This is a genomic window from Pseudoalteromonas distincta (assembly GCF_000814675.1).
In the GTDB taxonomy this organism is placed as follows: Bacteria; Pseudomonadota; Gammaproteobacteria; order Enterobacterales; family Alteromonadaceae; genus Pseudoalteromonas; species Pseudoalteromonas distincta.
Map to the genome: position 1 here is coordinate 1 of NZ_JWIG01000004.1, position 23,602 is coordinate 23,602.

Annotated in this window: 21 protein-coding genes; 14 read left to right on the forward strand and 7 right to left on the reverse strand. The window is 40.1% G+C overall.

Features of this window, described 5'->3' with window-relative positions:
* The 5 genes from QT16_RS04275 to QT16_RS04295 all read left to right on the forward strand — a co-directional run.
* Positions 1 to 663, forward strand: a 663-nt coding sequence (locus QT16_RS04275) for an IS4 family transposase (protein WP_039486445.1), incomplete at its 5' end; no start/stop codon positions are given.
* A 124-nt stretch (positions 664 to 787) separates the two neighbouring features.
* Positions 788 to 1,690: a glycine--tRNA ligase subunit alpha gene (gene glyQ / locus QT16_RS04280; protein ID WP_004335201.1), complete on the forward strand. Its 903-nt coding sequence runs from the start codon at positions 788 to 790 to the stop codon at positions 1,688 to 1,690.
* A gap of 1 nt (position 1,691) precedes the next feature.
* Positions 1,692 to 3,761, forward strand: coding sequence for a glycine--tRNA ligase subunit beta (glyS, locus tag QT16_RS04285; RefSeq protein ID WP_039486450.1), 2,070 nt, complete (start codon positions 1,692 to 1,694; stop codon positions 3,759 to 3,761).
* A gap of 74 nt (positions 3,762 to 3,835) precedes the next feature.
* Positions 3,836 to 4,285 carry an early set domain-containing protein gene (locus tag QT16_RS04290; protein WP_039486454.1) on the forward strand — a complete coding sequence of 150 codons (450 nt, stop codon included), beginning with the start codon at positions 3,836 to 3,838 and terminating at the stop codon, positions 4,283 to 4,285.
* 58 nt (positions 4,286 to 4,343) lie between these two features.
* Positions 4,344 to 6,026 (forward strand): KAP family P-loop NTPase fold protein, encoded by a 1,683-nt coding sequence (locus QT16_RS04295; RefSeq protein ID WP_082007334.1) that lies wholly within the window; start codon positions 4,344 to 4,346, stop codon positions 6,024 to 6,026.
* Positions 6,027 to 6,031: 5 nt separating this feature from the next.
* Here the strand turns inward: QT16_RS04295 and tusA are convergent, their stop codons facing one another.
* From tusA to fadB, 3 genes are all read right to left on the reverse strand, one after another.
* Complete coding sequence (gene tusA / locus QT16_RS04300; protein WP_004335190.1) at positions 6,032 to 6,271, reverse strand: sulfurtransferase TusA; 240 nt, start codon at positions 6,269 to 6,271, stop codon at positions 6,032 to 6,034.
* A 293-nt stretch (positions 6,272 to 6,564) separates the two neighbouring features.
* Positions 6,565 to 7,734: an acetyl-CoA C-acyltransferase FadA gene (gene fadA / locus QT16_RS04305; RefSeq protein ID WP_039486459.1), complete on the reverse strand. Its 1,170-nt coding sequence runs from the start codon at positions 7,732 to 7,734 to the stop codon at positions 6,565 to 6,567.
* Between the two features lie 4 nt (positions 7,735 to 7,738).
* Positions 7,739 to 9,898, reverse strand: coding sequence for a fatty acid oxidation complex subunit alpha FadB (fadB, locus tag QT16_RS04310; protein ID WP_039486462.1), 2,160 nt, complete (start codon positions 9,896 to 9,898; stop codon positions 7,739 to 7,741).
* A gap of 192 nt (positions 9,899 to 10,090) precedes the next feature.
* On the opposite strand from fadB, the gene QT16_RS04315 reads away from it, so the two are divergent.
* The 8 genes from QT16_RS04315 (at position 10,091) to QT16_RS04350 (ending at position 18,047) form a co-directional block, all read left to right on the forward strand.
* Entirely contained in the window at positions 10,091 to 11,977 is a 1,887-nt protein-coding gene (locus QT16_RS04315) for a transglycosylase SLT domain-containing protein (RefSeq protein WP_039486465.1), read from the forward strand.
* A 268-nt stretch (positions 11,978 to 12,245) separates the two neighbouring features.
* Entirely contained in the window at positions 12,246 to 13,568 is a 1,323-nt protein-coding gene (gene pepQ, locus QT16_RS04320; protein ID WP_004335183.1) for a Xaa-Pro dipeptidase, read from the forward strand.
* Between the two features lie 86 nt (positions 13,569 to 13,654).
* On the forward strand, positions 13,655 to 14,269 hold the full coding sequence (locus QT16_RS04325; RefSeq protein WP_004335181.1) for a YigZ family protein: 615 nt from the start codon (positions 13,655 to 13,657) through the stop codon (positions 14,267 to 14,269).
* A 96-nt stretch (positions 14,270 to 14,365) separates the two neighbouring features.
* Positions 14,366 to 15,817 carry a TrkH family potassium uptake protein gene (locus tag QT16_RS04330; protein WP_004335179.1) on the forward strand — a complete coding sequence of 484 codons (1,452 nt, stop codon included), beginning with the start codon at positions 14,366 to 14,368 and terminating at the stop codon, positions 15,815 to 15,817.
* A gap of 44 nt (positions 15,818 to 15,861) precedes the next feature.
* The gene (locus tag QT16_RS04335; protein ID WP_039486472.1) at positions 15,862 to 16,521 is read left to right on the forward strand and encodes a flagellar brake domain-containing protein; all 660 of its coding nucleotides are present in this window, start codon (positions 15,862 to 15,864) and stop codon (positions 16,519 to 16,521) included.
* 467 nt (positions 16,522 to 16,988) lie between these two features.
* The gene (locus tag QT16_RS04340; RefSeq protein ID WP_004335175.1) at positions 16,989 to 17,201 is read left to right on the forward strand and encodes an EF-hand domain-containing protein; all 213 of its coding nucleotides are present in this window, start codon (positions 16,989 to 16,991) and stop codon (positions 17,199 to 17,201) included.
* 140 nt (positions 17,202 to 17,341) lie between these two features.
* Positions 17,342 to 17,554, forward strand: coding sequence for an EF-hand domain-containing protein (locus QT16_RS04345; RefSeq protein WP_004335174.1), 213 nt, complete (start codon positions 17,342 to 17,344; stop codon positions 17,552 to 17,554).
* 277 nt (positions 17,555 to 17,831) lie between these two features.
* Positions 17,832 to 18,047 carry an EF-hand domain-containing protein gene (locus QT16_RS04350; RefSeq protein WP_024597191.1) on the forward strand — a complete coding sequence of 72 codons (216 nt, stop codon included), beginning with the start codon at positions 17,832 to 17,834 and terminating at the stop codon, positions 18,045 to 18,047.
* 81 nt (positions 18,048 to 18,128) lie between these two features.
* Here the strand turns inward: QT16_RS04350 and trkA are convergent, their stop codons facing one another.
* From trkA to def, 4 genes are all read right to left on the reverse strand, one after another.
* Positions 18,129 to 19,505: a Trk system potassium transporter TrkA gene (trkA, locus tag QT16_RS04355; protein ID WP_004335170.1), complete on the reverse strand. Its 1,377-nt coding sequence runs from the start codon at positions 19,503 to 19,505 to the stop codon at positions 18,129 to 18,131.
* An 86-nt stretch (positions 19,506 to 19,591) separates the two neighbouring features.
* Positions 19,592 to 20,887 carry a 16S rRNA (cytosine(967)-C(5))-methyltransferase RsmB gene (gene rsmB / locus QT16_RS04360; RefSeq protein ID WP_039486477.1) on the reverse strand — a complete coding sequence of 432 codons (1,296 nt, stop codon included), beginning with the start codon at positions 20,885 to 20,887 and terminating at the stop codon, positions 19,592 to 19,594.
* Positions 20,880 to 21,833 carry a methionyl-tRNA formyltransferase gene (gene fmt / locus QT16_RS04365; RefSeq protein WP_004335164.1) on the reverse strand — a complete coding sequence of 318 codons (954 nt, stop codon included), beginning with the start codon at positions 21,831 to 21,833 and terminating at the stop codon, positions 20,880 to 20,882. The genes rsmB and fmt overlap by 8 nt, the downstream gene beginning before the upstream one ends.
* Before the next feature lie 21 nt (positions 21,834 to 21,854).
* Positions 21,855 to 22,361 (reverse strand): peptide deformylase, encoded by a 507-nt coding sequence (def, locus tag QT16_RS04370; protein ID WP_004335162.1) that lies wholly within the window; start codon positions 22,359 to 22,361, stop codon positions 21,855 to 21,857.
* Between the two features lie 118 nt (positions 22,362 to 22,479).
* On the opposite strand from def, the gene QT16_RS04375 reads away from it, so the two are divergent.
* Positions 22,480 to 23,598 (forward strand): LysM peptidoglycan-binding domain-containing protein, encoded by a 1,119-nt coding sequence (locus QT16_RS04375; RefSeq protein WP_004335161.1) that lies wholly within the window; start codon positions 22,480 to 22,482, stop codon positions 23,596 to 23,598.
* The last annotated feature ends 4 nt before the right edge of the window (positions 23,599 to 23,602 follow it).

Below are 23,602 nucleotides of genomic sequence, written 5' to 3' on the forward strand. Positions count from 1 at the left end.
CAAACTGGGGAGATGAGGCACTGGCTGATACCAGCAAGGCCCGACTTACAGTATGAAATCATCTCCAGCGCGGGTAAAAATGACCATATCATTGAATTGAAAACCACAAAGCATGCACAAAAAAACTTTCCCGATGTTCCTGAAACGATTAAAGCGAGATTAATCAGCAAAACAATAAAGGGCAAAAGCTACCGTATATTAACCTCGATGACGGATAGATTGCGTTATCCAGGTAATGAAATTGTTGAATTATATTGTCATCGTTGGGAGATAGAACTTGGGTTTAGAGAAATCAAACAAACCATGCTTGATAGCGCATACCATTTAAGAAGTAAGCGTCCAGACATGGTGCGTCAGGAGCTATGGGCCGTGTTACTCGCCTATAATTTAATACGAAGAATAATGACGATGGCGGCGACAGTCACAGGGATATGGCCTAACCAGCTTAGTTTCTCTAGCAGTTCGATGGCTGTCATTCAGTATTTCTCGTCAGTATCTATAATGAGCCCAGGGAACATTCCAATACACTGGCAGCACTTACTCGATACACTGGTCTTATTTAAGCTTCCAGCTAGACGAGAGGATAGAAGATATCCCCGATGGGTTAAGCCAAAACCATCTAAGTATCCCCATAAAAAGAAAGATGCCAGTCAGCTTAACTGACTGGCATTAGCCTAATGGCTCCTTTTTTATTTTTTCAATTACACAAACTGCTTAAAACCTGAGTGTACACACGGTATACTAAGGGTAATTTTCACGCTACTTCTTAGATAGTAAAAAGCCAAATATGCAAAAATATGACGTAAAAACCTTTCAAGGTTTGATCCTGGCTTTACAGGATTATTGGGCGCAGCAAGGCTGTGTCATTATTCAACCACTTGATATGGAAGTGGGCGCCGGGACATTTCACCCGCAAACATTTTTAAAGTCTATTGGTCCAGAGCCAATGTCGAGCGCGTACGTTCAGCCGTGTCGTCGTCCTACGGATGGCCGCTATGGTGAAAACCCAAATCGCCTACAACATTACTACCAATTCCAAGTAGTTTTAAAGCCATCGCCAGATAACATCCAAGAGCTTTACTTAGGCTCATTAGCGGCAATGGGTATTGATACCCTTACTCACGAAGTTCGCTTTGTAGAAGATAACTGGGAATCACCTACGCTAGGCGCATGGGGCTTGGGATGGGAAATTTGGTTAAACGGCATGGAAGTAACGCAGTTTACCTACTTTCAACAAGTGGGTGGCTTAGAGTGCTCACCAGTAACAGGCGAAATTACTTACGGCCTAGAGCGTTTAGCAATGTACATTCAAGGCGTAGATAGCATTTACGACCTAGTATGGGCAGACGGTCCACTAGGGCGCGTAACATACGGCGACGTGTTCCATCAAAATGAAGTAGAGCAATCTACTTATAATTTTGAACATGCAAACGTAGAAGACTTATTTGCACAGTTTGATAAGTGTGAAGCAGAAAGCCAAAAGTTAATTGAAGCAAACTTACCACTACCTGCATACGAGCAAGTAATGAAAGCATCGCACGCATTTAACTTACTAGACGCACGCCACGCAATTTCGGTAACCGAACGTCAGCGTTATATTTTACGCGTTCGTGCGTTATCAAAAGCGTGTGCACAAAGTTACTATGACAAACGTGAAGCGCTTGGTTTCCCGCTGTGTAAGGATAAGTAAAATGTCAGCACAAAATTTATTAGTAGAAATTGGCACAGAAGAGTTACCACCAAAAGCATTGCGTAAACTAGCAGAAGCCTTTGCTGCAAACTTAACTCAAGAGCTAGAAACATTAGAATTAGCACACCAAGGCGTAAGCTGGTATGCATCGCCTCGTCGTTTAGGTTTACAAGTAAAAGCGCTTGAAGCTAAGCAACAAGACAAAGAAGTTGAAAAGCGCGGTCCAGCTACTAAAGCTGCATTTGACGGTGACGGTAACCCAACAAAAGCAGCAATGGGTTGGGCACGTGGTTGTGGTATTGAAGTAAAAGACGCACAAACACTTGAAACCGATAAAGGCGCTTGGTTATTGCACATTGCTAAAGTAGCAGGGCAAGAAACTAAAACCCTAATGACAGATGCAATCACAAAAGCATTAAGTAAATTACCAATCCCTAAACCAATGCGTTGGGGCGCGAATAAAACACAATTTATTCGTCCTGTGCATACAGTCACTATTTTATTTGGTGATGTGCTACTTGAAGGCGAAATACTTGGTAAGCAAATAACTAACCAGCTTCAGGGTCATCGTTTTCATCACCCAGAAAAAATTAGCATTAACCATGCAGATGACGTTTTTGACGTACTTAAATCTGCTTACGTTATTGCTGATTACGAGCAACGTAAAGCGCAAATTCGAGCACAAATAGAAGAGGCTGCAAGCGCAGTTAACGCTGTTGTTGCAATGGATGAAGATTTACTAGAAGAAGTAACATCACTTGTAGAGTGGCCAGTTACTTTAACGGCAACATTTGAAGAAGCATTTTTAGATGTACCAGCCGAAGCGTTAATTTACACCATGAAAGACGATCAAAAATATTTCCCGTTATTAGATCAAAATGGCAAACTTTTAAATAAGTTTTTGTTTGTATCTAACATCGAAAGTAAAGATCCAAGTGTGGTTATTTCTGGTAACGAAAAAGTAGTGCGCCCGCGTTTAGCCGATGCTCAGTTCTTCTTTGAAACAGATAAAAAGAAAACCCTAGAAAGCCGATTAGAGTCGCTTGATAGCGTATTGTTCCAAAAGCAACTTGGTACGCTTAAAGATAAGTCTGAGCGCATTAGTGAGCTTGCAGGTTATATTGCTGAGCAATTAGGTGCTGATAAAGACCTAGCACAGCGTGCTGGCTTATTAAGTAAAACTGACCTAATGACTGAAATGGTTATGGAATTTACCGACGTGCAAGGTGTAATGGGAATGCATTACGCTCGCCACGATGGTGAAGCCGAAGATGTAGCCGTAGCGCAAAACGAGCAGTACATGCCACGCTTTGCAGGGGATAACTTACCAACAAACTTAATTAGCTGCGCAGTAGCGATTGCTGATAAGTTTGACACGCTGGTGGGTATTTTTGGTATAGGCCAAGCACCTAAAGGTGACAAAGACCCATTTGCTCTTCGTCGTGCTGCTATTGGTGCACTGCGCATCATGGTAGAAAAAGAACTACCACTTGATATTTTAGACCTAGTAGCTAAATCGCAAACATTGTTTGGCGACAAGTTAACTAACTTAAATGTATCAACTGACGTATTTGAGTTTATGCTAGGGCGCTTCCGTGCTTGGTATCAAGACGAAGGTATTGAAGTAGACGTAATTCAAGCAGTGCTTGCACGTCGTCCGACTAAACCTGTTGATTTTGACCGCCGTGTTAAAGCCGTAAGCCACTTCCGTACATTAGACGCAGCAGAAGCGCTTGCAGCGGCTAATAAGCGCGTAGGTAATATTCTGGCTAAAAACGGCATTACCAGCCAAGGTAGTGTTGATGAGAGCTTATTAAGCGACGACGCTGAAAAAGTATTAGCATCACAAGTAGCAAAATTTGCCACTGACCTTGCGCCACTTTACGCAGATGGAAACTACCAAGAAGCATTAAGCCAATTGGCGGGTATTCGTGAAAGTGTTGATAACTTTTTTGACAACGTAATGGTTATGGCCGACGATGAAGCTGTTAAGCAAAATCGTCTTGCGCTATTAAGCCAGTTAAGCGGATTGTTTTTAGGTATTGCAGATATTTCTGTTTTACAAAAATAACACCGATTAGCAATTTTAAAAGCCAGCGTTTTGCTGGCTTTTTAGTTTTCACTGTACGCAAAGGATACCCATTGATGATTTCTATGAAACGAATTTTAACCTTAGCAATTGCTGGTTTACTTACAGCCTGTACAAGCCAAATTTCGATTAATGATGTTTTACCACAGCAAGAGCTTGACCGCACAATTTACTTACGTGGCGACTTTACATTGTGGGATGCAGAACCCCAGTATCAGTTTGCGCCAGTTGGCCCTGCGCTTTATCAAGCACAAGTTAAATTTAGTACGCCTGGTAAAGTGTACGAATTTAAAATAGCCGATGCCGATTTTAGTGAAGGTTACAACTGTGGTTACAGCGATGCACAACCAGCAGGGCAAAAACTAACACTCGGCCAGCCAGCTACCGCAGACTGTAATACTATTTATAACTACTTTAGTTTCACACCAGCAATAAAAGGCACGTACATAGTAAGTATTGATTACAGTGACTACGATAAGCCACAAGTGACGATAACGAAGAAGTGATAGCTGTAATTTTAAAGCTGCCCGAGTGAATTAATGGATTTGTAACAAGGATGTTATTATGAGAACTAAGCAATGGAATGAAGAAGTAAAAATTAATGGTGCTACTTATCCTGCAGATCAGTTGAATAGAAAACAAGATGCAGAACTGCTAACTAAAATTCTTGTTCGTCGTTCAAATGCGAATAGAGAAAAGCCAAATAAATCTTCTTATGTAATAAACGTTAATGCGCAATGGGGGGCAGGCAAAACTTATTTTGTAAAACGCTGGGCCGAAGATTTAAAACATGAACATCCTGTTGTCTATATAGATGCCTGGTCTAGTGATTTTATGGATTCCCCCATAATTACTGTACTAGCTGAAATTCAAGATCAGCTTTTAGAAACAATAAATAAAAGTTACTTAAGTAAAGAAAAGAAGAAGCGTTTTAAAAATTTAGGTATATCTGTATTACCGAAAATTTTAGCTGCATTAGTTAAGCGTTATGGTGGATTTGATATTGAAGAGCTATTTGTTGAGGAAGGGTCAGCTACAGAAGCTTCCTCACCAACACAAAATAATAAGTCAATAGATTTGTCATCTGCCATGGAAGCTATGGCAACTCAAGCATTTAAAGAGCATAGTGACTATAAGAAGGGAGTAAAAGAGTTAAAAGCTGCCATTAAGGAGTTGGTCAAATACTCAATTAATAAGCCAAAAGCTGGCTTTCAAGCAATTATGCGAGATTATCCAGCGTTTATATTTATAGATGAATTAGATCGATGCCGACCAACTTACGCTGTAGAAATGCTAGAAGCAATAAAGCATATATTTGATATTGAGGGGATCGTGATTGTTGTATCAACTCATACAGAAGAGTTACAGCACACTATTAAGGCCTTATATGGAAACGAATTCAATGCAAATAATTATTTACGACGTTTTTTTGATACTAAGTTCCATTTAGATATCGATGTTTCAAGCAACCTTTTAAAAAGTAACTGTGATCTATCTATCTTGAATTATTCAGAATTAGCCAATCGTAATATTATACTTTTTCCATTTTTAAACTTTAAAGATGACACAACCAAAACTTTTCAGAACACTGTTATTGAACATGTCTCAAGTATTGCTAAGTGGTTAGATTTACCACCTAGATCAGCAATTCAATTAGCTGAGAGGTTTATTACTTGTATAGAGCTCATAGAAAAAAATAACACGCTTGATGTTACTTTAATTAGTTCATTACTAGCATTATACATGTTTCAGTATGAGACTTACGTTGACCTTAAAAAAACACTATTCATAAGTTTAGGCACAAGCAATCCATTTTATATTGATGGAAAAAGTCATACTCAAAGCTTACTTAATGAATTTCAAAGTATTCCGAAAGCGGATATAGCCAAACTTGGACTTGAGCGGAATCTTCAATATAGTCAGAAATTTTCTCAGGTATATGAAGCTTTACCAATGAGGTTTGTCCATAATGGTGGCTTCAATAACATTGCCGTAAGTAAAGAACCGATGAATTTATATAGCTATCTAGGAGTATTTTTAAAAACGTATGAATATAACGAGGTCGATTTAAGGAAGGCTGAAGATTTAACTCGAGTAGTTGGTTACGATGGACGATATGGGGTAGAGCCCGCACAAGCCTTAAGCGTTCTAATGCTGTTTTATGGTACACACAAAAAGAAGTTAGCGTATTATTTTGATTTGATAGAATTAACTAGCCGCTTTGACAATAATTCTTATAGCCAATAGATCTCTTACAAACCTTTCTTCACCACATATCTATACGGTGCTTCTTCTGCATCTTTAGCCACCAGCGTGTGATCCATAAACGTACAAAAGCTCGGAATGTCGCGAGTGGTTGATGGGTCATCAGCAGTTATTAATAACGTTTCACCATCGTTCATTTTACGAATAGCAGCACGTACCATCATTACTGGCTCTGGGCAGCGAAGGCCTATGGCATCTAATTGGTGATCGGGATTATCAAAGCTCATAATAAATTGGCCTGTTTAATTAAAGTGATTGCTGTGTACGCGAGTGCTTAGGTATAGCAATTAATAAGTTTGGCAGTTTAACGCAATTTTAAGCGTAATTTAACTATTTTACTTAATGCTTTTAGCAGTTTCAAAATGCTTTATTTAATAATACGCCCGATCACATAATTACGCTGTTACATGCTTGTTTGATAAAGAGACGTTTTTATAAATTGAAGCTAATAAAAAAGGCGAACTGAATAAAATCAGTTCGCCTTTTTAATCACCAAGATGGTTTTACATGTTTAAACTAATTAGTCTTGAACACGTTCAAATACAGTTGCAATGCCTTGGCCTAAACCAATACACATAGTTGCTAAACCGTATCGTACATTTTTGTCTTCCATTAAGTGAATAAGCGATGTGCTAATACGCGAACCCGAACAACCCAGTGGGTGACCAAGTGCGATTGCGCCGCCATTTAAATTCACTTTTTCGTCAACAACATCTATTAACCCTAAATCTTTCATTACAGGTAATGATTGTGCTGCAAAGGCTTCGTTAAGTTCTACTACGCCTAGGTCATCAATTGTAATACCGGCTTGTGCAAGTGCTTTTTTACTTGCTGGTACTGGGCCGTAACCCATAATTGATGGATCGCAACCAGCGACTGCCATTGCTTTAATGCGCGCACGAATTGGTAAACCAAGCTCTTTTGCTTTTTCTTCGCTCATTACTAACATTGCAGATGCGCCGTCAGAAAGTGCAGAAGACGTACCGGCTGTTACCGTACCTGATGCAGGATTGAATACAGGGCGAAGCTTTGATAGACCTTCTACAGTTGTTTCAGGGCGAATTACTTCGTCGTCTTCAACTAAGATAAGCGAACCATCTGCATCGTGACCTTCCATTGCTAAAATTTCGCGACGGAAACGGCCCTCAACAGTTGCAGCTTGTGCACGTTGATGTGAACGGTAAGCAAATTCATCTTGTTGCTCACGGCTAATGCCATGAAGCGTAGCAAGGTATTCTGCTGTTAAGCCCATAGAGCCAGACGCTTGTGCAATTGATGTTGCTAAGCCTGGGTGAAAGTCGTTGCCGTGAGTCATAGGTACGTGACCCATGTGCTCAACACCACCAATTAGGTAAGTGTCGCCAGCGCCTGTCATTATTGCGCGTGCTGCGTCATGCAATGCTTGCATAGAAGAGCCACATAAACGGTTAACCGTAACAGCAGGAACGCTGTGCGGAATACCGGCAAGCAATGATGCGTTACGTGCTACGTTAAAGCCTTGCTCTAATGTTTGCTGTACACAACCCCAATAAATATCGTCAATTGATGCTGGATCAACTGCAGGGTTGCGATCTAGTAAGCCTTTCATTAAATGTGCGCTTAAGTCTTCTGCACGTTTATGTTTGAATACACCACTTTTAGAGCGACCCATTGGTGTGCGGATACAATCTACAATTACTGGATTATTCATGATATTAACCTTCCACCTTATAGAAAACACGACCTTCTTCGGCCCACTTGCGAGTTTGTTCAGATACTTGGTAAATCGCACCTAGGTGAGCGTATTTGTCTGCTGCTGCAACAAAGTTAGCTAAACCAGTTTGATCTAAGTAACGGAACGCGCCGCCTCTAAATGGAGGGAAACCAACACCGTAAACTAATGCCATATCTGCTTCTTGCGGCGAGGCAACAATGCCTTCTTGCAAGCACAGTAGCACTTCGTTGATCATTGGAATCATACAACGGTCGATGATTTCTTGTTTATCAAATTCTTTTGGTGCGTCTGTAATTGGGCTTAGTAGCTCAATTGCTGTCTCGTCATGAGACTTTTTAAGACGGCCGCGACGATCTGTTTCGTATTTGTAAAAACCGGCTTTGTTCTTTTGACCAAAACGTTTTTCGTTGGCAAAAATAGTCACAGGGTCTTTATCAGCACGCGCCATACGCTCAGGGAAACCGTCAGCCATTACGCCAGTACAATGGAACGCTGTATCAATACCTACAACATCAAGTAGGTAAGCCGGACCCATAGGCCAGCCAAATACGTTTTCCATTACTTTATCTACTTTTGCAAAGTTAGCGCCTTCAACCACTAATTTGCTAAAACCTGCAAAGTAAGGGAATAAAACACGGTTTACAAAAAAGCCTGGGCAATCGTTAACAACAATTGGCGATTTACCTAATTTAAGCGCGTAATCAACTACTGCATTAATTGTTTTATCTGAGGTTTTTGCACCACGGATAATTTCTACTAATGGCATTTTTGGCACAGGGTTGAAAAAGTGCATACCACAGAAGTTTTCTGGCTTATCTAGCGCTTGTGCTAGTAAATCAATACAAATAGTCGATGTATTTGAAGTAAGTACAGTGCCTTCTGGCATGTTCTTTTCAAGATCAGCGAGTACTGCTTGCTTAACTTTAGGGTTTTCTACAACGGCTTCAACAATGATGTTGGCACTTTGTAGGTCTGACTCGTTAAGTGTTGGTTTAATTTTGCTAAGTGTTGCCAACATTTTTTCCATTGGCATGTGGCCACGCTTAACTTTTGCACCTAACAATTTAGATGCTTCACCCATACCTAAATCAAGCGCATCTTGTTGGATGTCTTTCATTATAATAGGTGTGCCTTTATAAGCAGACTGGTATGCAATACCGCCACCCATAATACCAGCACCTAATACTGCGGCTTGTTTGATTTCTACATTGCTGTGCTTAGCAAATTTACGTGCTTTACCTTTAATGTATTGGTCAGCTAGGAATATACCAGTTTGTGCAGCTGCTTCTGGTGTACGTGCTAATTTAGCAAAGTTAGCGTTTTCGATTGCCATTGCTTCATCGCGAGTACAGTTTGCCGCTGCTTTAATAGTACGTACAGCCATAACCGGTGCAGGATAGTGGCCTTTGGTTTTACCCATTACCATACCTTCTGCCATAGCAAAGCTCATGCCTTGCTCAACACGGTTTAATTTAAGTGGCTGTAGTTTTACGTTGCGTTTTGCTTGCCAATCTAGCTTGCCAGCAATCGCCAGTTCAAGTGTTGATACACTTGACTCTAGAAGTTTGTCAGCACTAACTACCGCGTCAAACGCACCTACTTTAAGGGCATCTGCTGCGCGGTTTTCTGCGCCTGAGGTAATCCACATCATCGCGTTATCGGCGCCAATGATACGTGGTAAGCGCACTGTGCCACCAAACCCTGGCATTATGCCAAGTTTAACTTCTGGTAGGCCCATTTTAGCTGTTTCGCTTGCCACACGATAATCGGTAGCAAGTGCCCACTCACAACCACCGCCAAGTGCCATACCGTTTATAGCGCTTAGAGTTGGGAATGGTAAATCTTCAATTGCATCAAAAACGTCGGTTGCGTTTTTGATCCACACTACTAATTCTTCTTCAGGTTTAGTAAATGTAGGTAAAAATTCGAAGATATCGGCACCAATAATAAAGTGGTCTTTATCACTGGTAAAAATCATGCCTTTGATATCAGTATTGGCGGCTAATTCTTTTAATGCTGCTGCGCAATCTGAAAGAGTTTTTTGAGATAGTGTGTTTACAGAACCTGCAACACAAAACTTAAACTCGGCGATGTTTTCCTTCAGGAAGCTAACTTCAAAGGAATCGCTTTTATATAACATTATTATTCTCCCTAGTTGACGAACTAAGACTGGTACGATGAGTTTGCATTTCAATCAGTGTGCTTGCTTTAAATTAAAAATGCAACGAAAAATTTAACTCGGTTACAATCGACTGGTTAAAATATAGCTGGTTTGGTGCTAAGGTGGTTGAAAAGTTTTTATTCACAACTTTAATTTTTATTAAAGGACATTATGAAAAAATATTTACTAAGTGTTGCGGCAGCTGCATTCATTTTTCCTCTTCATTCTGCCGAGGCAAGTAACGATAACGATGCATTTTTAGATGCCGAAAAAAAAGTAAGGTACGGCAGTTACCAAGACTTTAAACAAGCGGTTAGTAACCTAAATCATCCGTTAAAACCTTATGTTGAAAAAACGTATTGGCAACGCCATCCGAGCATTAAACATCAGGCAGAAATAGAAGAATATTTAAATATATACCAGCATACGCCGCTTGAGTGGCCGGTGCGCAAAGCGTGGTTAGAGTATTTAAAAGATAACAACGAAAAGGCGGCGTATATCCGCAACTATCGTGAAACGTCTAATACGGAGCTTACTTGTACTTATTTAGATTTTCAGCTTGATTTAGGTGCGCCCGAAAAGGCAATTCTAAATCAGGTGACCGACTTATGGGCTGTAGGTAAATCGCAACCTAATGGTTGTGATAGTTTATTTTCTACGTGGCGTAAAAAAGGCTACATGAAAGAAGAAACGGTTTGGAAGCGTGTAACACTTGCTGCACAAGGCGGAACGCAAAGCTTATTACCTTACTTAAAAACTTTATTACCAAGTAAGGAGCGTTACTTAGCTGACTTATATTTAAAAGTGCGAAAAGATCCAAGCGCAGCCGCTGGATTATATAGATATAAAAACAAGTCGGCTAAAGAAGGGCAAATAGCTATTTATGGTGTTAAGCGTTTGGTTTGGCGCGATAAAGAGCTAGCTTTAAAAGCATGGGAAAAGCTAGAAAAAATATTTAAGTACAGCGATGAAGAAAAAGCGGATGTGTATTACACCTTTGCATTGTCACTTGCCTCTAGCGGGCATAAACAAGCGAGCTTTTGGCTAAATAAAGTGCCAAAAGAGCGACTAGACAGCAAGCTTATTCAGTGGCAACTGGGCAATATGCTCAAAACCCAAGATTGGGAAGGGATTGCTGCATTTTTTACAGGTAAAGAAAATTTAAGTCTTGGTCAGCAATATTGGTTAGCTTATAGCTATGCACAACGTGGCGAGCAACAAAAAGCAGACGACATCTGGAAAAAAGTAGCGGCTAATCGTGATTATTACGGCTTTTTAGCCGCAGCACGTTTGGGGTTGCCCGTTGATTTAAATAATCAGCCTTTAGCAGTCGATAAGGTACTTGTAGATAAAGTGAGTAATGCACCAGGCTTTAAGCGTGCAAAAGCACTTTATGATATTGAGCGCTTTACGTCGGCGCGCCGTGAATGGAATTACTTAACGGATACCTCTAGCGATGAAGAAAAGCTGGCAGCATCACAGTTATCTACCGATTTAGGTTGGCACGACAGTACTATTTTTACTTTAGCAAAAATTAAAGCATGGGATAATGTAGAGCAACGTTTTCCGTTTGCGTTTCAAGATGTTTTTGAGCGCTACAGTAAACGTAGCAAGATAGATGTTGCTTGGAGTATTGCTATTGCAAGGCGCGAAAGCTCTTTTGCGCCAGATGCACGCTCGCATGCTAATGCGCGTGGTTTAATGCAGTTATTACCTAGTACTGCTGAGTATGTAAATAAAGGCAGTGTGACAAGTAGTCGTTTATATCAACCTAAAACAAATATTAGGTTGGGTACGAGTTACTTACAGTACTTAAAAAAGAAAAACCACGGTAATGAAGTGCTGGCAACAGCTTCTTATAATGCGGGTTATCACCGTATAAAGCGTTGGTTACCCGATGACGCTATTCCGGCTGAGTTATGGGTAGAGCTTATTCCGTATCGCGAAACCCGCGATTACGTAAAAAATGTATTTGCGTACAGGCAGGTTTACCATACAAGAATGGGCCGAGAAGGTAATGTATTAGCGCCGCTACTTAAAATGAAAATGGGCGGTTAGTAAATATCAGTTTAAAGCAGGGGGGTATCTAATGCGTTTAGACACCCCCTTTTTTGAGCGCTGAGGGTAATACCAATTTCATTAAAAGCATGATCATTCTAGCGTATTAAATAACTGCGTTAAAAATTATTTATATAGAACAACTATGTATCATAATTTTAGCCTTGTTATTAAGCTATTTTCTTATCGCTATAATAGATCATTAATTTAATGCAATTGGTATAAGTGGTAGACTCAGAGCAAGTTAAATTTAACAGATGGATTAACAATGGATAAATTAGCCGTTTTATACGCCGAACATATTGCAACACTGCAACAGCGTACTCGTACAATTTGTAATAGCGAAGGGTTAGAAGGATTAGTAATTCATTCAGGCCAAGCTAAACGCCAGTTTTTAGATGATATGTATTATCCATTTAAAGTTAATCCACAGTTTAAAGCATGGTTACCGGTTATTGATAATCCTCATTGCTGGATTGTGGTAAATGGTAGCGACAAACCAAAACTCATATTTTATCGCCCGGTAGATTTTTGGCATAAAGTACCAGACGAGCCTCGCGACTTTTGGGCAGAGTACTTTGATATAGAGCTACTACTTCAGCCTGATCAAGTAGAAAAGTTATTACCATACGATAAAGCTAAATATGCTTACATGGGTGAATACATTGAAGTAGCGCAAGCTCTTGGTTTTAGTATTATGAACCCTGAGCCTGTACTTAACTATTTTCATTACCACCGCGCTTATAAAACGCAGTACGAACTTGAATGTTTACGCAACGCTAACCGCATTGCAGTAGATGGGCATAAAGCTGCACGCGATACATTCTTTAATGGTGGTAGCGAGTTTGATATTCAGCAAGCGTACTTAATGGCGACACGTCAAAGCGAAAATGAAATGCCGTACGGCAACATTGTTGCGCTTAACGAAAACTGCGCTATTTTGCACTACACGCACTTTGATCCAAAAGTGCCACACACCCACAACTCATTTTTAATTGATGCCGGTGCAAACTTTAATGGTTACGCTGCTGATATTACTCGTACGTATGATTTTAAAAAGCAGGGTGAGTTTGCTGAACTTGTACAAGCGATGACTGTTCAACAAATCGAGTTAGGTAAAGGTTTAAAGCCGGGTATGCTTTATGGAGATTTACACGTTGAATGTCATAATCGTATCGCACAAATACTTAGTGACTTTAAAATTGTTAACCTACCCGCGGAGGAAATTGTTGAGCGTAAAATTACATCTACTTTCTTCCCGCATGGACTAGGACATCACCTAGGTTTACAAGTGCATGATATGGGCGGTTTTATGAGTGACGAAAAGGGCACACATCAACCATCGCCAGAAGGGCATCCGTTCTTGCGTTGTACTCGCCTGATCGAAAAAAACCAAGTGTTTACTATTGAGCCAGGTTTATACTTTATTGATTCACTGCTTAGTGATTTAGCGCAAACCGATAATAAGCAGTTTATTAACTGGGAAAAGGTAGAGTCATTTAAACCATTTGGCGGCATTCGTATTGAAGATAACATTATTGTTCACGAAGATAGCCTAGAGAATATGACGCGTAATTTAGAACTCGATTAATTTCTATAAAGACGAGTTAGCGAATAAACGTTAAAATATGCATATGAACGGGGCCTTTAGGCCCCATTTTTAATTGAGCTTTTAATATGTCTGAATATAAATATCCTGCTGCTGACGTTTTTCATCAAGAAGAAATAAAAAAAAGTACGTTTATAGTCCACATTGCACACACCCCCGATTTAAATTCAGCAAAAACATTTATTAAAAGCATTGAAGAAAAGTATAGCGATGCACGCCATAACTGCTGGGCACATGTGGCAGGCAACCCCGGTGGCAGCCATGTTTATGGTTTTTCGGACGATGGTGAACCAAATGGCACTGCAGGAAAGCCTATGTTAAATGTGCTGGTGGGTTCGGGCCTTGGCGAAATCACTGCCGTGGTGACACGTTATTTTGGCGGCATAAAATTAGGCACCGGCGGGCTAGTACGTGCTTATGGTGGCTCATTAAATAATGCACTAGTAAAATTGCAAACGGTGCTTAAAGTTCCCAGCGTTGAAATTACTGGGAGTAGTGAGTACAGCATGCAAGGCGCGATTGAGCAGTTATTAAAAACAAAGTATCAAGTGCTTAATATTGATAAGCAATTTACTGCTAATATTGAGTGGGTGATTACAATCGATAGCCGTGAAGCTCAGCAAGCAATCAAAGATATTTTTGATTTAAGTCACGGCGCAGTTGAGTTAACTATTAAAGAGTAATAACCTACACAAATTGCATATAATGCATACTGACCCTATTTAATTTGGTTGATACTACTCAGCCTGAATTTACTAATAATAAAAGCGACAAGCTAAATGCAATTTCGTACCATCATAAAAATTCTTGGCCAACTTGTTGCGCTGTTTAGTATTACCATGGTGCCTCCGGCACTGGTGTCTTTAATATACAAAGACGGTGGTGGTGTTCCCTTTGTTTTAGCATTTATCTTTAGTGTTGTTATTGGCATGATGGCTTATTACCCAAACCGCCATGAAAACGGTGATTTAAAAGCACGTGAAGGCTTTTTAATTGTTGTTTTGTTTTGGCTGGTACTTGGGGCGTTTGCGTCCTTGCCGCTTATCTTTTTACAAGAACCTAACTTATCGCTCGCCGATGCGGTATTTGAAGCATTTTCTGGCTTAACAACCACCGGCGCTACAGTACTTACCGGTATTGAGTATTTACCTAAGTCGGTATTGTTTTATCGCCAGCAACTCCAGTGGTTTGGCGGTATGGGTATAATCGTACTCGCTGTTGCTATACTCCCAATGCTAGGTGTTGGTGGTATGCAGTTGTACCGCGCTGAAATACCAGGGCCTGTAAAAGATTCTAAAATGACCCCGCGAATTGCCGATACTGCAAAGCACCTTTGGTATATTTATGTGTCGTTGACTATTACTTGTATGCTGGCTTATTGGGCTGCAGGAATGGAGTGGTTTGATGCTATATGTCATGCATTCTCAACGGTGGCGATAGGTGGTTTTTCTACTTACGACGCCTCCATGGGGCACTTCGACAGCCCTGTAATTAACTTTATTTGTGTGTTCTTTTTAATTATTGCCGCTGTTAACTTCTCCCTGCATTACGCCGCAGTGGCCAGTCGTAACATACAAGTTTATATTAGAGACCCAGAGTTTAAGGTGTTTTTGTGTATTCAATTAGCGCTGGTGGTTATTTGTTTTACTGTACTTTCCTCTAACGAAATATTTGCTAATGGCGATGAAACCCTCGATCAGGCGTTATTTCAAGCTGTTTCAATGAGTACAACAGCAGGCTTTGCTACTGATAACTTTTCAACATGGCCTTTGTTTTTACCTATTTTACTTATATTTTCGAGCTTTATTGGTGGCTGTGCAGGCTCTACTGGTGGTGGTATGAAAGTAGTGCGCGTATTTTTACTTTATTTGCAGGGCGTGCGTGAGCTTAATCGTTTAGTGCATCCTCGTGCTATATATTCAATCAAGCTGGGTCGTAAGGCGTTGCCAGACAAAGTAGTAGAAGCCGTGTGGGGTTTTTTCTCTGCATATGCGCTTGTATTTATTATTATTATGTTAGCGCTTATGGGCACGGGTATGGATAACATAACTGCGTTCTCAGCCACTGCGGCTTGTTTAAATAACTTAGGGCCTGGTTTAGGAGATGTAGCGTCGCATTATGGTGCTATAACCGATGGTGCTAAATGGTTGCTTACCATTGCAATGGTGTTTGGTCGTTTAGAAATATTTACTTTATTAGTGTTATTTACGCCTACTTTTTGGCGTGGATAAACGAGCGGCTTAAGTTTTAAATTACGAACTATTGGGAAAGGGATATGCCAACAAATTTAGAAAAGCTAAAGCATATAAGTGTAGGCAGCTTAGTCGACCTAGAAATATTAACACCTACAAGCAGTAAGCGTGTTAAAACTGAATTAGTTGGTTTACTCGATAAACAGTTTATTATTTTAAATTATCCCAATGCTAAGCGTTTACCTGCAGCGAGTGACTATTTACGTGATGGTGTAATGGTTGTTGTAAGAGCACTGATTGAAGGCAGTGGCGGGCAAGTTATTGCGTTTCGCCAGCAAATTATGTCAGTAGCCTCTCATCCCGCTAAACTCGTCTTTATTAATTTTCCTAAGCAAGTGCAGCTATTTGCGCTACGCTCGCAAACACGCATACCTACCTTGTTACCTGCAAAGCTAAAACTAAGTGACGATAGAGTGCTTGAAGGCCTTATTAAGGACATTTCACTCACTGGTGTAATGTTTGATATTAGAGGCGATCAGCAAGCTGAAGGTATTAAAGATATGCAATGCACTGTCGTACTCAATAGTAGTGATAAAGATTTTGAAGGTGAAATTTGCAGTGTTAAAGAGCATGCCGCAGGTGTGCACTGCGGGATTAAGCTACTAGCAAGCGAGGATGAAATGAAAACCTTTATGAAAGAGCATTTTATAGACCCATCTGCGCTTGAGCCCACCGTTGAATAAATCGTTTTTCGCTTATTTGCAACAAAATGGCGTTTTACGTGAGGTATTTATAAAGTATTTTTTTGTTTTTATATAATTAAAAATATTATTCAAATAAAACAATGTTTTACGTGTTTTTTTATTATGGCTTGTTTTTTGTTGTTATAGCTACTTCGTTTAAATTAACCTTAATTATTTTTTAAAATCCCTCCTTTTATAGCTCTACATTTTAAAATGTATCTTTTTATATAAACATAACTATTTGTTTTTAATGACTTTAGTTTTTCACCTCTAAAGCGTGTTGCGAAAAGGCAACAGTAATGACTCTGAAAATTCCTACTTATTGTACGTTTTACTTTTAACTTATTGAAAGTTAATAGCTTTTCAATGTTGGCATTTAAGTTGTAATAGTCAGGGTGTACTGAACGAAATCGTGATTCAAAGTGAAATACTTAATCGCACACACATAAATTTGAAGGATACATATTATGAAAAGCATTAATAAAACTTTAGCACTTATCGCTATTGCATCTTCTTCAGCCGCTTTTGCAGCAACAGATTTTGACACACTTGATGTAGACGGCAGTGGCACAATTAGCCAAGCAGAAGCATCAGTAGACGCAAAATTAATGAGCATGTTTTCTGAGCTTGATACTGACCAAAATGGTGAGTTATCAAAAGAAGAATTTTCAGAAGCTTAATTAAAAAGTATTTATCCTGAGTTGCCAAAGACAACCTAAGTAGGCAAGGGAGCTTACGAAAGAGGATAACAAGGAAGTAAAAAATTACGTTTTAAGTTAAACGAAGCAATTTTTTTGATAGAACATTGAAGGATTAAGTTATGAAGCATTTAAATAAAGCATTAGCACTTATAGTACTAGCATCTTCTTCAGCTGCATTTGCAGCATCAGATTTTGACAGCCTTGATATCGATGGTAGCGGCACAATTAGCCCAAGCGAAGCAGCAGTCGATACCGATTTAATGGCTGAATTTATTGAGCTAGACACTGATGGTAGCGGCGAGCTTTCTAAAGAAGAATTCGCTAATTACTAACTAACCTGAACTCTGGATAATAAATATATCTCTAGCAGCTATTTTCAGCGCTAACTGCGTTGAATTTACTTGCAATAGGCCAGCTATTGACGCGTAAATTCGCCTTGTTTTCACTGAAAATCTCTGGCTAGAGAAAATAAATTTAAATATCACCATGATTCAATACGTTAGTAAATCTCTTAACCAGAGTACAGGTTAACTAACCTTTTTCAGATAAAACATTTTTCACAGTCAGGGATCTTTGAAAAGGACTTCCCATATTACTAGGAATATTATTATGAAAACATTCAATACAACACTTGCAGTTATCGTTTTAGCATCTTCATCAGCAGCATATGCCGCAGTAGATTTTGCCTCTTTTGATGCAGATGGCGACGGTGCGATTACAATGGAAGAAGCAAAGGTTAACCCTCAACTTGTAAAGATTTTTGATGATTTAGATACTGATGGAAATGGTGAAATCTCTAAAGAAGAGTTTTCAAAAGTACAGTAATCAATATTCGAAGATACTCCACTAAAGCCGCCTTAGTCAGCGGCTTTTTTGTATTTTAAATTAACTAATTAGCGTAACTAGTTAAAGGAATATAGCACTTACTTGGAATAGTTTTTCTACAACGGTAATGTGTTTTTTGTCGATTAAAAACATAATGACATGATCGCCCGACATAATTATTGTATCGTCGTGGGCTATCAGTACATCATCATTACGTACTATTGCGCCAATAGTTGTACCTGCAGGTAGTTTTATGTCGGCAATCGCACGACCAACCACTTTAGATGTGTTTTCATCACCATGAGCTACCGCTTCTATGGCTTCTGCCGCACCTTTACGCAGTGAGTACACATTAACAATATCACCACGGCGTACGTGCGTTAATAACGCTGATATTGTTGCTTGTTGTGGCGATATGGCAATATCTATTTCGCCGCCTTGTACCAAATCAACGTAAGCACCACGCTGGATAAGCACCATGGTTTTTTGTGCGCCCATACGTTTTGCAAGCATGGCTGACATAATGTTTGCTTCATCGTCATTGGTTACGGCAATAAATACATCGACTTGTTCAATATGCTCTTCTGAGAGCAGTTCTTGATCAGATGCGTCACCACAAAAAACGACCGTGTTATCGAGCATTTCTGAGAGTTGCTCGGCACGTTCTTTACTGCGTTCAATTAGTTTAACTGTGTGGTTTTTTTCAAGTGAGCGGGCAAGGCCTGCCCCAATGTTACCGCCACCAGCTATCATAATTTTTTTGTACGAACGCTCAAGTTTTTGTAGCTCGTTCATTACTGCGCGTATATGTTTTGTAGCGGCAATAAAGAATACTTCGTCATCGGCTTCAATAACGGTGGTACCCAATGGTTTGATTGCTTTACCTTGACGATAAATAGCGGCAACACGAGTCTCTACATTAGGGATGTGTTCTTTAAGTGCAGATAACGCATAACCTACTAATAAACCGCCATAGTAAGCTTTTACGGCTACTAACGAGAGCATGCCATCAGCAAACTGCAATACTTGCAGAGCACCAGGGTAGTCAATTAAACGGCGAATATACTTAGTGACCAGTGCTTCGGGAGCAATGTAATGATCGATTGGTAAATCGTCGTTTTGAAAAAGTTTTTCGCGGTATTTTAAATATTGCTCTGAGCGAATGCGGGCAATTTTAGTGGGCGTTTTAAAAATACTGTATGCCACTTGGCATGCAACCATGTTCACTTCATCTGAACTGGTTACCGCTATAATCATATCGGCATCTTCAGCACCTGCACGGCGTAATACATCAGGATGCGCGCTGTGGCCCATAACCCCTTGTAAGTCGTACTTATCTTGAAGTTCACGTAATCGGTTACCGTCTATATCAACAACGGTAATTTCGTTTTGTTCGCCAACTAAGTTTTCAGCAAGCGTAGCACCAACTTGCCCGGCACCGAGTATAATTATTTTCATTATTTACCCGTGGTATTGATCATAATTTAATTAAAAAAATAGCCATTTAATGTTTCATAAATGGCTAACTATTTAGTGTACGGCTATTAGGCTTTTTTAACTAGCTTAGCGTAATAAAATCCATCACTTTCACCGGGCAGTAACTGCAAACCTGGATTTGTTACGGTATCGTTTTCGTGTAGAGGTATATGTTCTACATCATCGTTATTAGCTAAAAACTTAGCAACTTGCTGTTGGTTTTCTTGTGGAAGAACCGAACACGTAGCATATACCAATGTGCCACCTGGTTTTAACAGTGGCCAAATGCTATCAAGAATATCGCTTTGTAACTTAGCTAAGTCTTCGATGTCTGATGCGCGACGTAACCATTTTATATCAGGGTGACGGCGAATTACGCCAGTGGCCGAACAAGGCACATCAAGCAAAATACGATCAAATAATTTTTCATCCCACCAAGTATGTGGTTGTGATGCGTCGCCACATTGTAGGTCTGCACCTAAGCCAATACGAGTTAAGTTTTGCTTAACACGTTCAAGGCGAGTTGAGTCGCTATCTAGTGCAAGTACATCTGCATCAGCAAGCTCTAAAATATGACATGTTTTACCGCCAGGGGCTGCGCAGGCATCCAAAATATAGTCGTCTGCTTTAGGTTCTAAAAAGCGGGCTGCTAACTGTGCTGCAGCATCTTGTACTGAACATGCACCTGTATCAAACTCAGGTAACGAAAATACATCACGTGGTTTGGCAAGCTTAATCCCATCAATAAAATCAGGGTTTAAGGTGTGTTCAATATCGTTAGCGCTAAGCATGTCGCTGTATTCTTGCGTGCTAAATTGGGCTTGATTGACACGAAGCCACATTGGCGCTTGTTGCTGGTTTTCTTCAAGTAGTGCTTCCCAGCTATCTGGGTAGGCTGTTTGCACCTGTTTAATAAACCAATTTGGATGGTTGTATAAACATACCGGAATAAGCTTCGCTTTTTCTTCAAGCTCAGCTTGTTGACGCTGAAAGCTACGTAAAATGGCGTTTATCAGCCCTTTTAATCCTAAAGCGCGTAGTTGAGCCAGTGCGTTAACCGTTTCTGAAATGGCAGCATGAGGTGGTACGCGCATATGCTGCAGTTGATAAATACCTACGTATAATAAAAACTGAAATATTCTACGTTTACCTTTTAATGGCTGCTCTACTAAGTGTTGGCAGTAATTTTCAAGGCTCGGTAAGTAGCGTAAAACGCCATAACAAATTTGCTGTAGCAACGCTTTATCTTTAGGCGGCAAGCCTTGGCTTGCAAATGGAAGTTCTTGATTAAGCGATGCGCCTTTATCAACTACGTTATATAAAGTTTCAGCGGCAAGCGCTCGTACGTTTGGAACATTACTCATTGTTTTCGCCTAATATTGTGCCAGGAGTAACCCAGTCACTACGACCATTTAAAAAGTCGTTAATTGCCATTGGTTTTTTACCTTGCGGCTGTAATTGCGTAATACATAAAGCGTGTTCGCCACACGCCACTACTACGCCATTTTTGTCGCTTGATAAAATTTGCCCAGGAACACCTGATTGCAGCATAACCTGCGCTTGATGAATCTTTACTGTTTGCCCACCCATTTGGGTAAAGCACATTGGCCACGGGTTAAAAGAGCGAATGTTTCGCTCGATTTGAAGCGCACTCATGGACCAGTCGATATCAGCTTCCTCTTTAGAAAGCTTTTTAGCGTAGTTAGCAAGTTCATCGTTTTGAGGTTCAGGGGTGATCTCACCATTAGCTAATTTATTAATGGTTTCAATTAACGCATCTGGACCTAGCTCAGCAAGCTTTGTATATAAGCTTGCGCTAGTTTCTGTTGTGCTAATAGGGCAGCGGCTTATATGTAGCATATCGCCGGTATCTAGCCCTTCATCCATTTGCATTATTGTTACGCCGGTTTGTTCATCACCTGCCCAAATTGCGCGTTGAATAGGTGCAGCACCGCGCCAGCGCGGTAATATAGAGCCATGCACATTTAAACAGCCTAAACGTGGCGCTTCTAAAATAGCTTTAGGTAAAATTAAGCCATATGCTACAACAATCATAATGTCGGCATTTAAGCTTGTTAGCTCAGCTAGTGCTTCATCATTTTTTAATGACTGTGGCTGAAAAACCGGTAAGTTGTGCTCAAGCGCTAGCTCTTTCACTTCACTGGCTTTTAATTTTTTACCACGACCTGCAGGGCGATCTGGCTGGCTATATACACCCACTATTTGGTGTTCGCTTTGTATCAGCGCTTGTAAATGACGTGCGGCAAAGTCCGGCGTACCGGCAAATATAATGCGTAATGGTTGAGTCACTGAGTTTTCCTAAGGTGCTTATTACTGTTCTGCAAACTTGGCTTCTTTTTCAAGCTTTTTACGAATACGTTGGCGCTTTAATGGAGATAAGTAATCAATGAATAGCTTACCTTGAAGGTGATCTAGTTCATGTTGAATACAAATAGCCAATAATTCATCTGCATCTAGTACAAATTCTTCACCGTTTTCGTTAAGTGCAGCGACTGTTACTGTTTCTGCACGATCTACTTTTGCATACGAGTTAGGTACTGATAAACAGCCTTCTTCGCTAACGGTAGAGCCGTCTTTTTTAATGATTTGTGGATTAATTAATACCAGTGGCTCATTGCGCTCTTCTGATACATCAATAACAACGATTCTTTGATGAATATCTACTTGCGTGGCCGCAAGACCAATGCCATTTTCATCGTACATTGTCTCTAGCATGTCTTTTACAATTTGGCGTACTGTGTCATCAACTTGTACAACATCTTTTGCTACAGTACGTAAACGTTCATCTGGAAATCTTAAAACTTCTAACCTAGCCATAGTTACCTTTTTCACTTGTGCTTAATTTAGGGTATTGTATGCTCTTATTTTAGCCATTCGCGTTCACCTTTAACAGGTTTTGGGCAATAATAATGAAAAAACAATACAAGGAAGCTCGATGAAATCTCCACTACTTGCAATCATGCTTACGTTAAGCGCTGCGTTTCCCGCAGTTGCTGATGTACTTAAAATAAAAAAAGACGCACCAAAACAGTATGTTGTAAAAAAAGGCGATACACTTTGGGATATTTCTGGCATCTATTTAGATGAGCCTTGGCTATGGCCTGAACTTTGGCAAATGAATCCACAAATTGACAACCCACACCTAATTTACCCCGGTGATGCATTAGCGTTGATATACGATGCAGATGGAAACCCACGTTTAGTGATAAATAAAGGATATAGAAAGCTATCTCCTCAGGGTCGTATTACACCAAAAGGGCGTGATGCTATTACTACTTTGCCGCTTGAAATGATCAAACCTTATATCAGTTACGAGCAAGCAATGAACAGTGACGATATTAAAGGTAAACCTTATATTTTAGGTGCAAACGAAAATACTAAAACACAAACGCTAGGCCATATTTTATATGTTAAAGGCGACTTACAAGTACATAAAGCATATGCCATTTACCATAAAGGTGACCCCTACACTGACTTAACCGGTGAGGTGTTAGCAACGCGTGCATCTTATGTGGGTATAGCACGTGCTTTTAGAGCGGGCGATGAGAAAAATGGCGTGCCTTCATCATTACGTGTTGAGTCTGTTAAACGAGAAATTCAGCAAGGTGACTTTTTAATGCCGGCAATGGAAGGCCAAATGCTTCCTGCGTACTTTGATATACACCGTCCTTCAGAACCTGTAACAGGTAATATTATTGCTTCACCACGCGAAGTTAGAGAATTCAGCACAATGGATGTTGTGGTGCTAAACTTAGGCAGTGAACAAAATATAGAAGCGGGTCATGTATTAGATCTAGAGCGTCAATCGCCAACGGTTATTGATGGTCCTCGTGGCCCTCGTTACCCAGAAGATTCTAGTAAATATGAGAAGCTTTTATCTGATGTGAGCCAATTATTTGGTGATGAGTCTGACGAACAAAACACAACGTGGACCATGCCTAAAGAAAAAGTTGGTGAGCTAATTGTCTTTAAAGTGTATGACAAAGTAAGTTATGCATTAATAACTAAAAACCAGCACCCAATTCGCATTGGAGATATTGCAGTTATTCATTAAGAAG

What these genes read in the sequence shown, in the direction of transcription:
- glyQ (WP_004335201.1), top strand. Translation starts at nt 788, where the DNA reads ATGCAAAAATATGACGTAAAAACCTTTCAAGGTTTGATCCTGGCTTTA.
- glyS (WP_039486450.1), top strand. Translation starts at nt 1,692, where the DNA reads ATGTCAGCACAAAATTTATTAGTAGAAATTGGCACAGAAGAGTTACCA.
- QT16_RS04290 (WP_039486454.1), top strand. Translation starts at nt 3,836, where the DNA reads ATGATTTCTATGAAACGAATTTTAACCTTAGCAATTGCTGGTTTACTT.
- QT16_RS04295 (WP_082007334.1), top strand. Translation starts at nt 4,344, where the DNA reads ATGAGAACTAAGCAATGGAATGAAGAAGTAAAAATTAATGGTGCTACT.
- tusA (WP_004335190.1), bottom strand. Translation starts at nt 6,271, where the DNA reads ATGAGCTTTGATAATCCCGATCACCAATTAGATGCCATAGGCCTTCGC.
- fadA (WP_039486459.1), bottom strand. Translation starts at nt 7,734, where the DNA reads ATGAATAATCCAGTAATTGTAGATTGTATCCGCACACCAATGGGTCGC.
- fadB (WP_039486462.1), bottom strand. Translation starts at nt 9,898, where the DNA reads ATGTTATATAAAAGCGATTCCTTTGAAGTTAGCTTCCTGAAGGAAAAC.
- QT16_RS04315 (WP_039486465.1), top strand. Translation starts at nt 10,091, where the DNA reads ATGAAAAAATATTTACTAAGTGTTGCGGCAGCTGCATTCATTTTTCCT.
- pepQ (WP_004335183.1), top strand. Translation starts at nt 12,246, where the DNA reads ATGGATAAATTAGCCGTTTTATACGCCGAACATATTGCAACACTGCAA.
- QT16_RS04325 (WP_004335181.1), top strand. Translation starts at nt 13,655, where the DNA reads ATGTCTGAATATAAATATCCTGCTGCTGACGTTTTTCATCAAGAAGAA.
- QT16_RS04330 (WP_004335179.1), top strand. Translation starts at nt 14,366, where the DNA reads ATGCAATTTCGTACCATCATAAAAATTCTTGGCCAACTTGTTGCGCTG.
- QT16_RS04335 (WP_039486472.1), top strand. Translation starts at nt 15,862, where the DNA reads ATGCCAACAAATTTAGAAAAGCTAAAGCATATAAGTGTAGGCAGCTTA.
- QT16_RS04340 (WP_004335175.1), top strand. Translation starts at nt 16,989, where the DNA reads ATGAAAAGCATTAATAAAACTTTAGCACTTATCGCTATTGCATCTTCT.
- QT16_RS04345 (WP_004335174.1), top strand. Translation starts at nt 17,342, where the DNA reads ATGAAGCATTTAAATAAAGCATTAGCACTTATAGTACTAGCATCTTCT.
- QT16_RS04350 (WP_024597191.1), top strand. Translation starts at nt 17,832, where the DNA reads ATGAAAACATTCAATACAACACTTGCAGTTATCGTTTTAGCATCTTCA.
- trkA (WP_004335170.1), bottom strand. Translation starts at nt 19,505, where the DNA reads ATGAAAATAATTATACTCGGTGCCGGGCAAGTTGGTGCTACGCTTGCT.
- rsmB (WP_039486477.1), bottom strand. Translation starts at nt 20,887, where the DNA reads ATGAGTAATGTTCCAAACGTACGAGCGCTTGCCGCTGAAACTTTATAT.
- def (WP_004335162.1), bottom strand. Translation starts at nt 22,361, where the DNA reads ATGGCTAGGTTAGAAGTTTTAAGATTTCCAGATGAACGTTTACGTACT.
- QT16_RS04375 (WP_004335161.1), top strand. Translation starts at nt 22,480, where the DNA reads ATGAAATCTCCACTACTTGCAATCATGCTTACGTTAAGCGCTGCGTTT.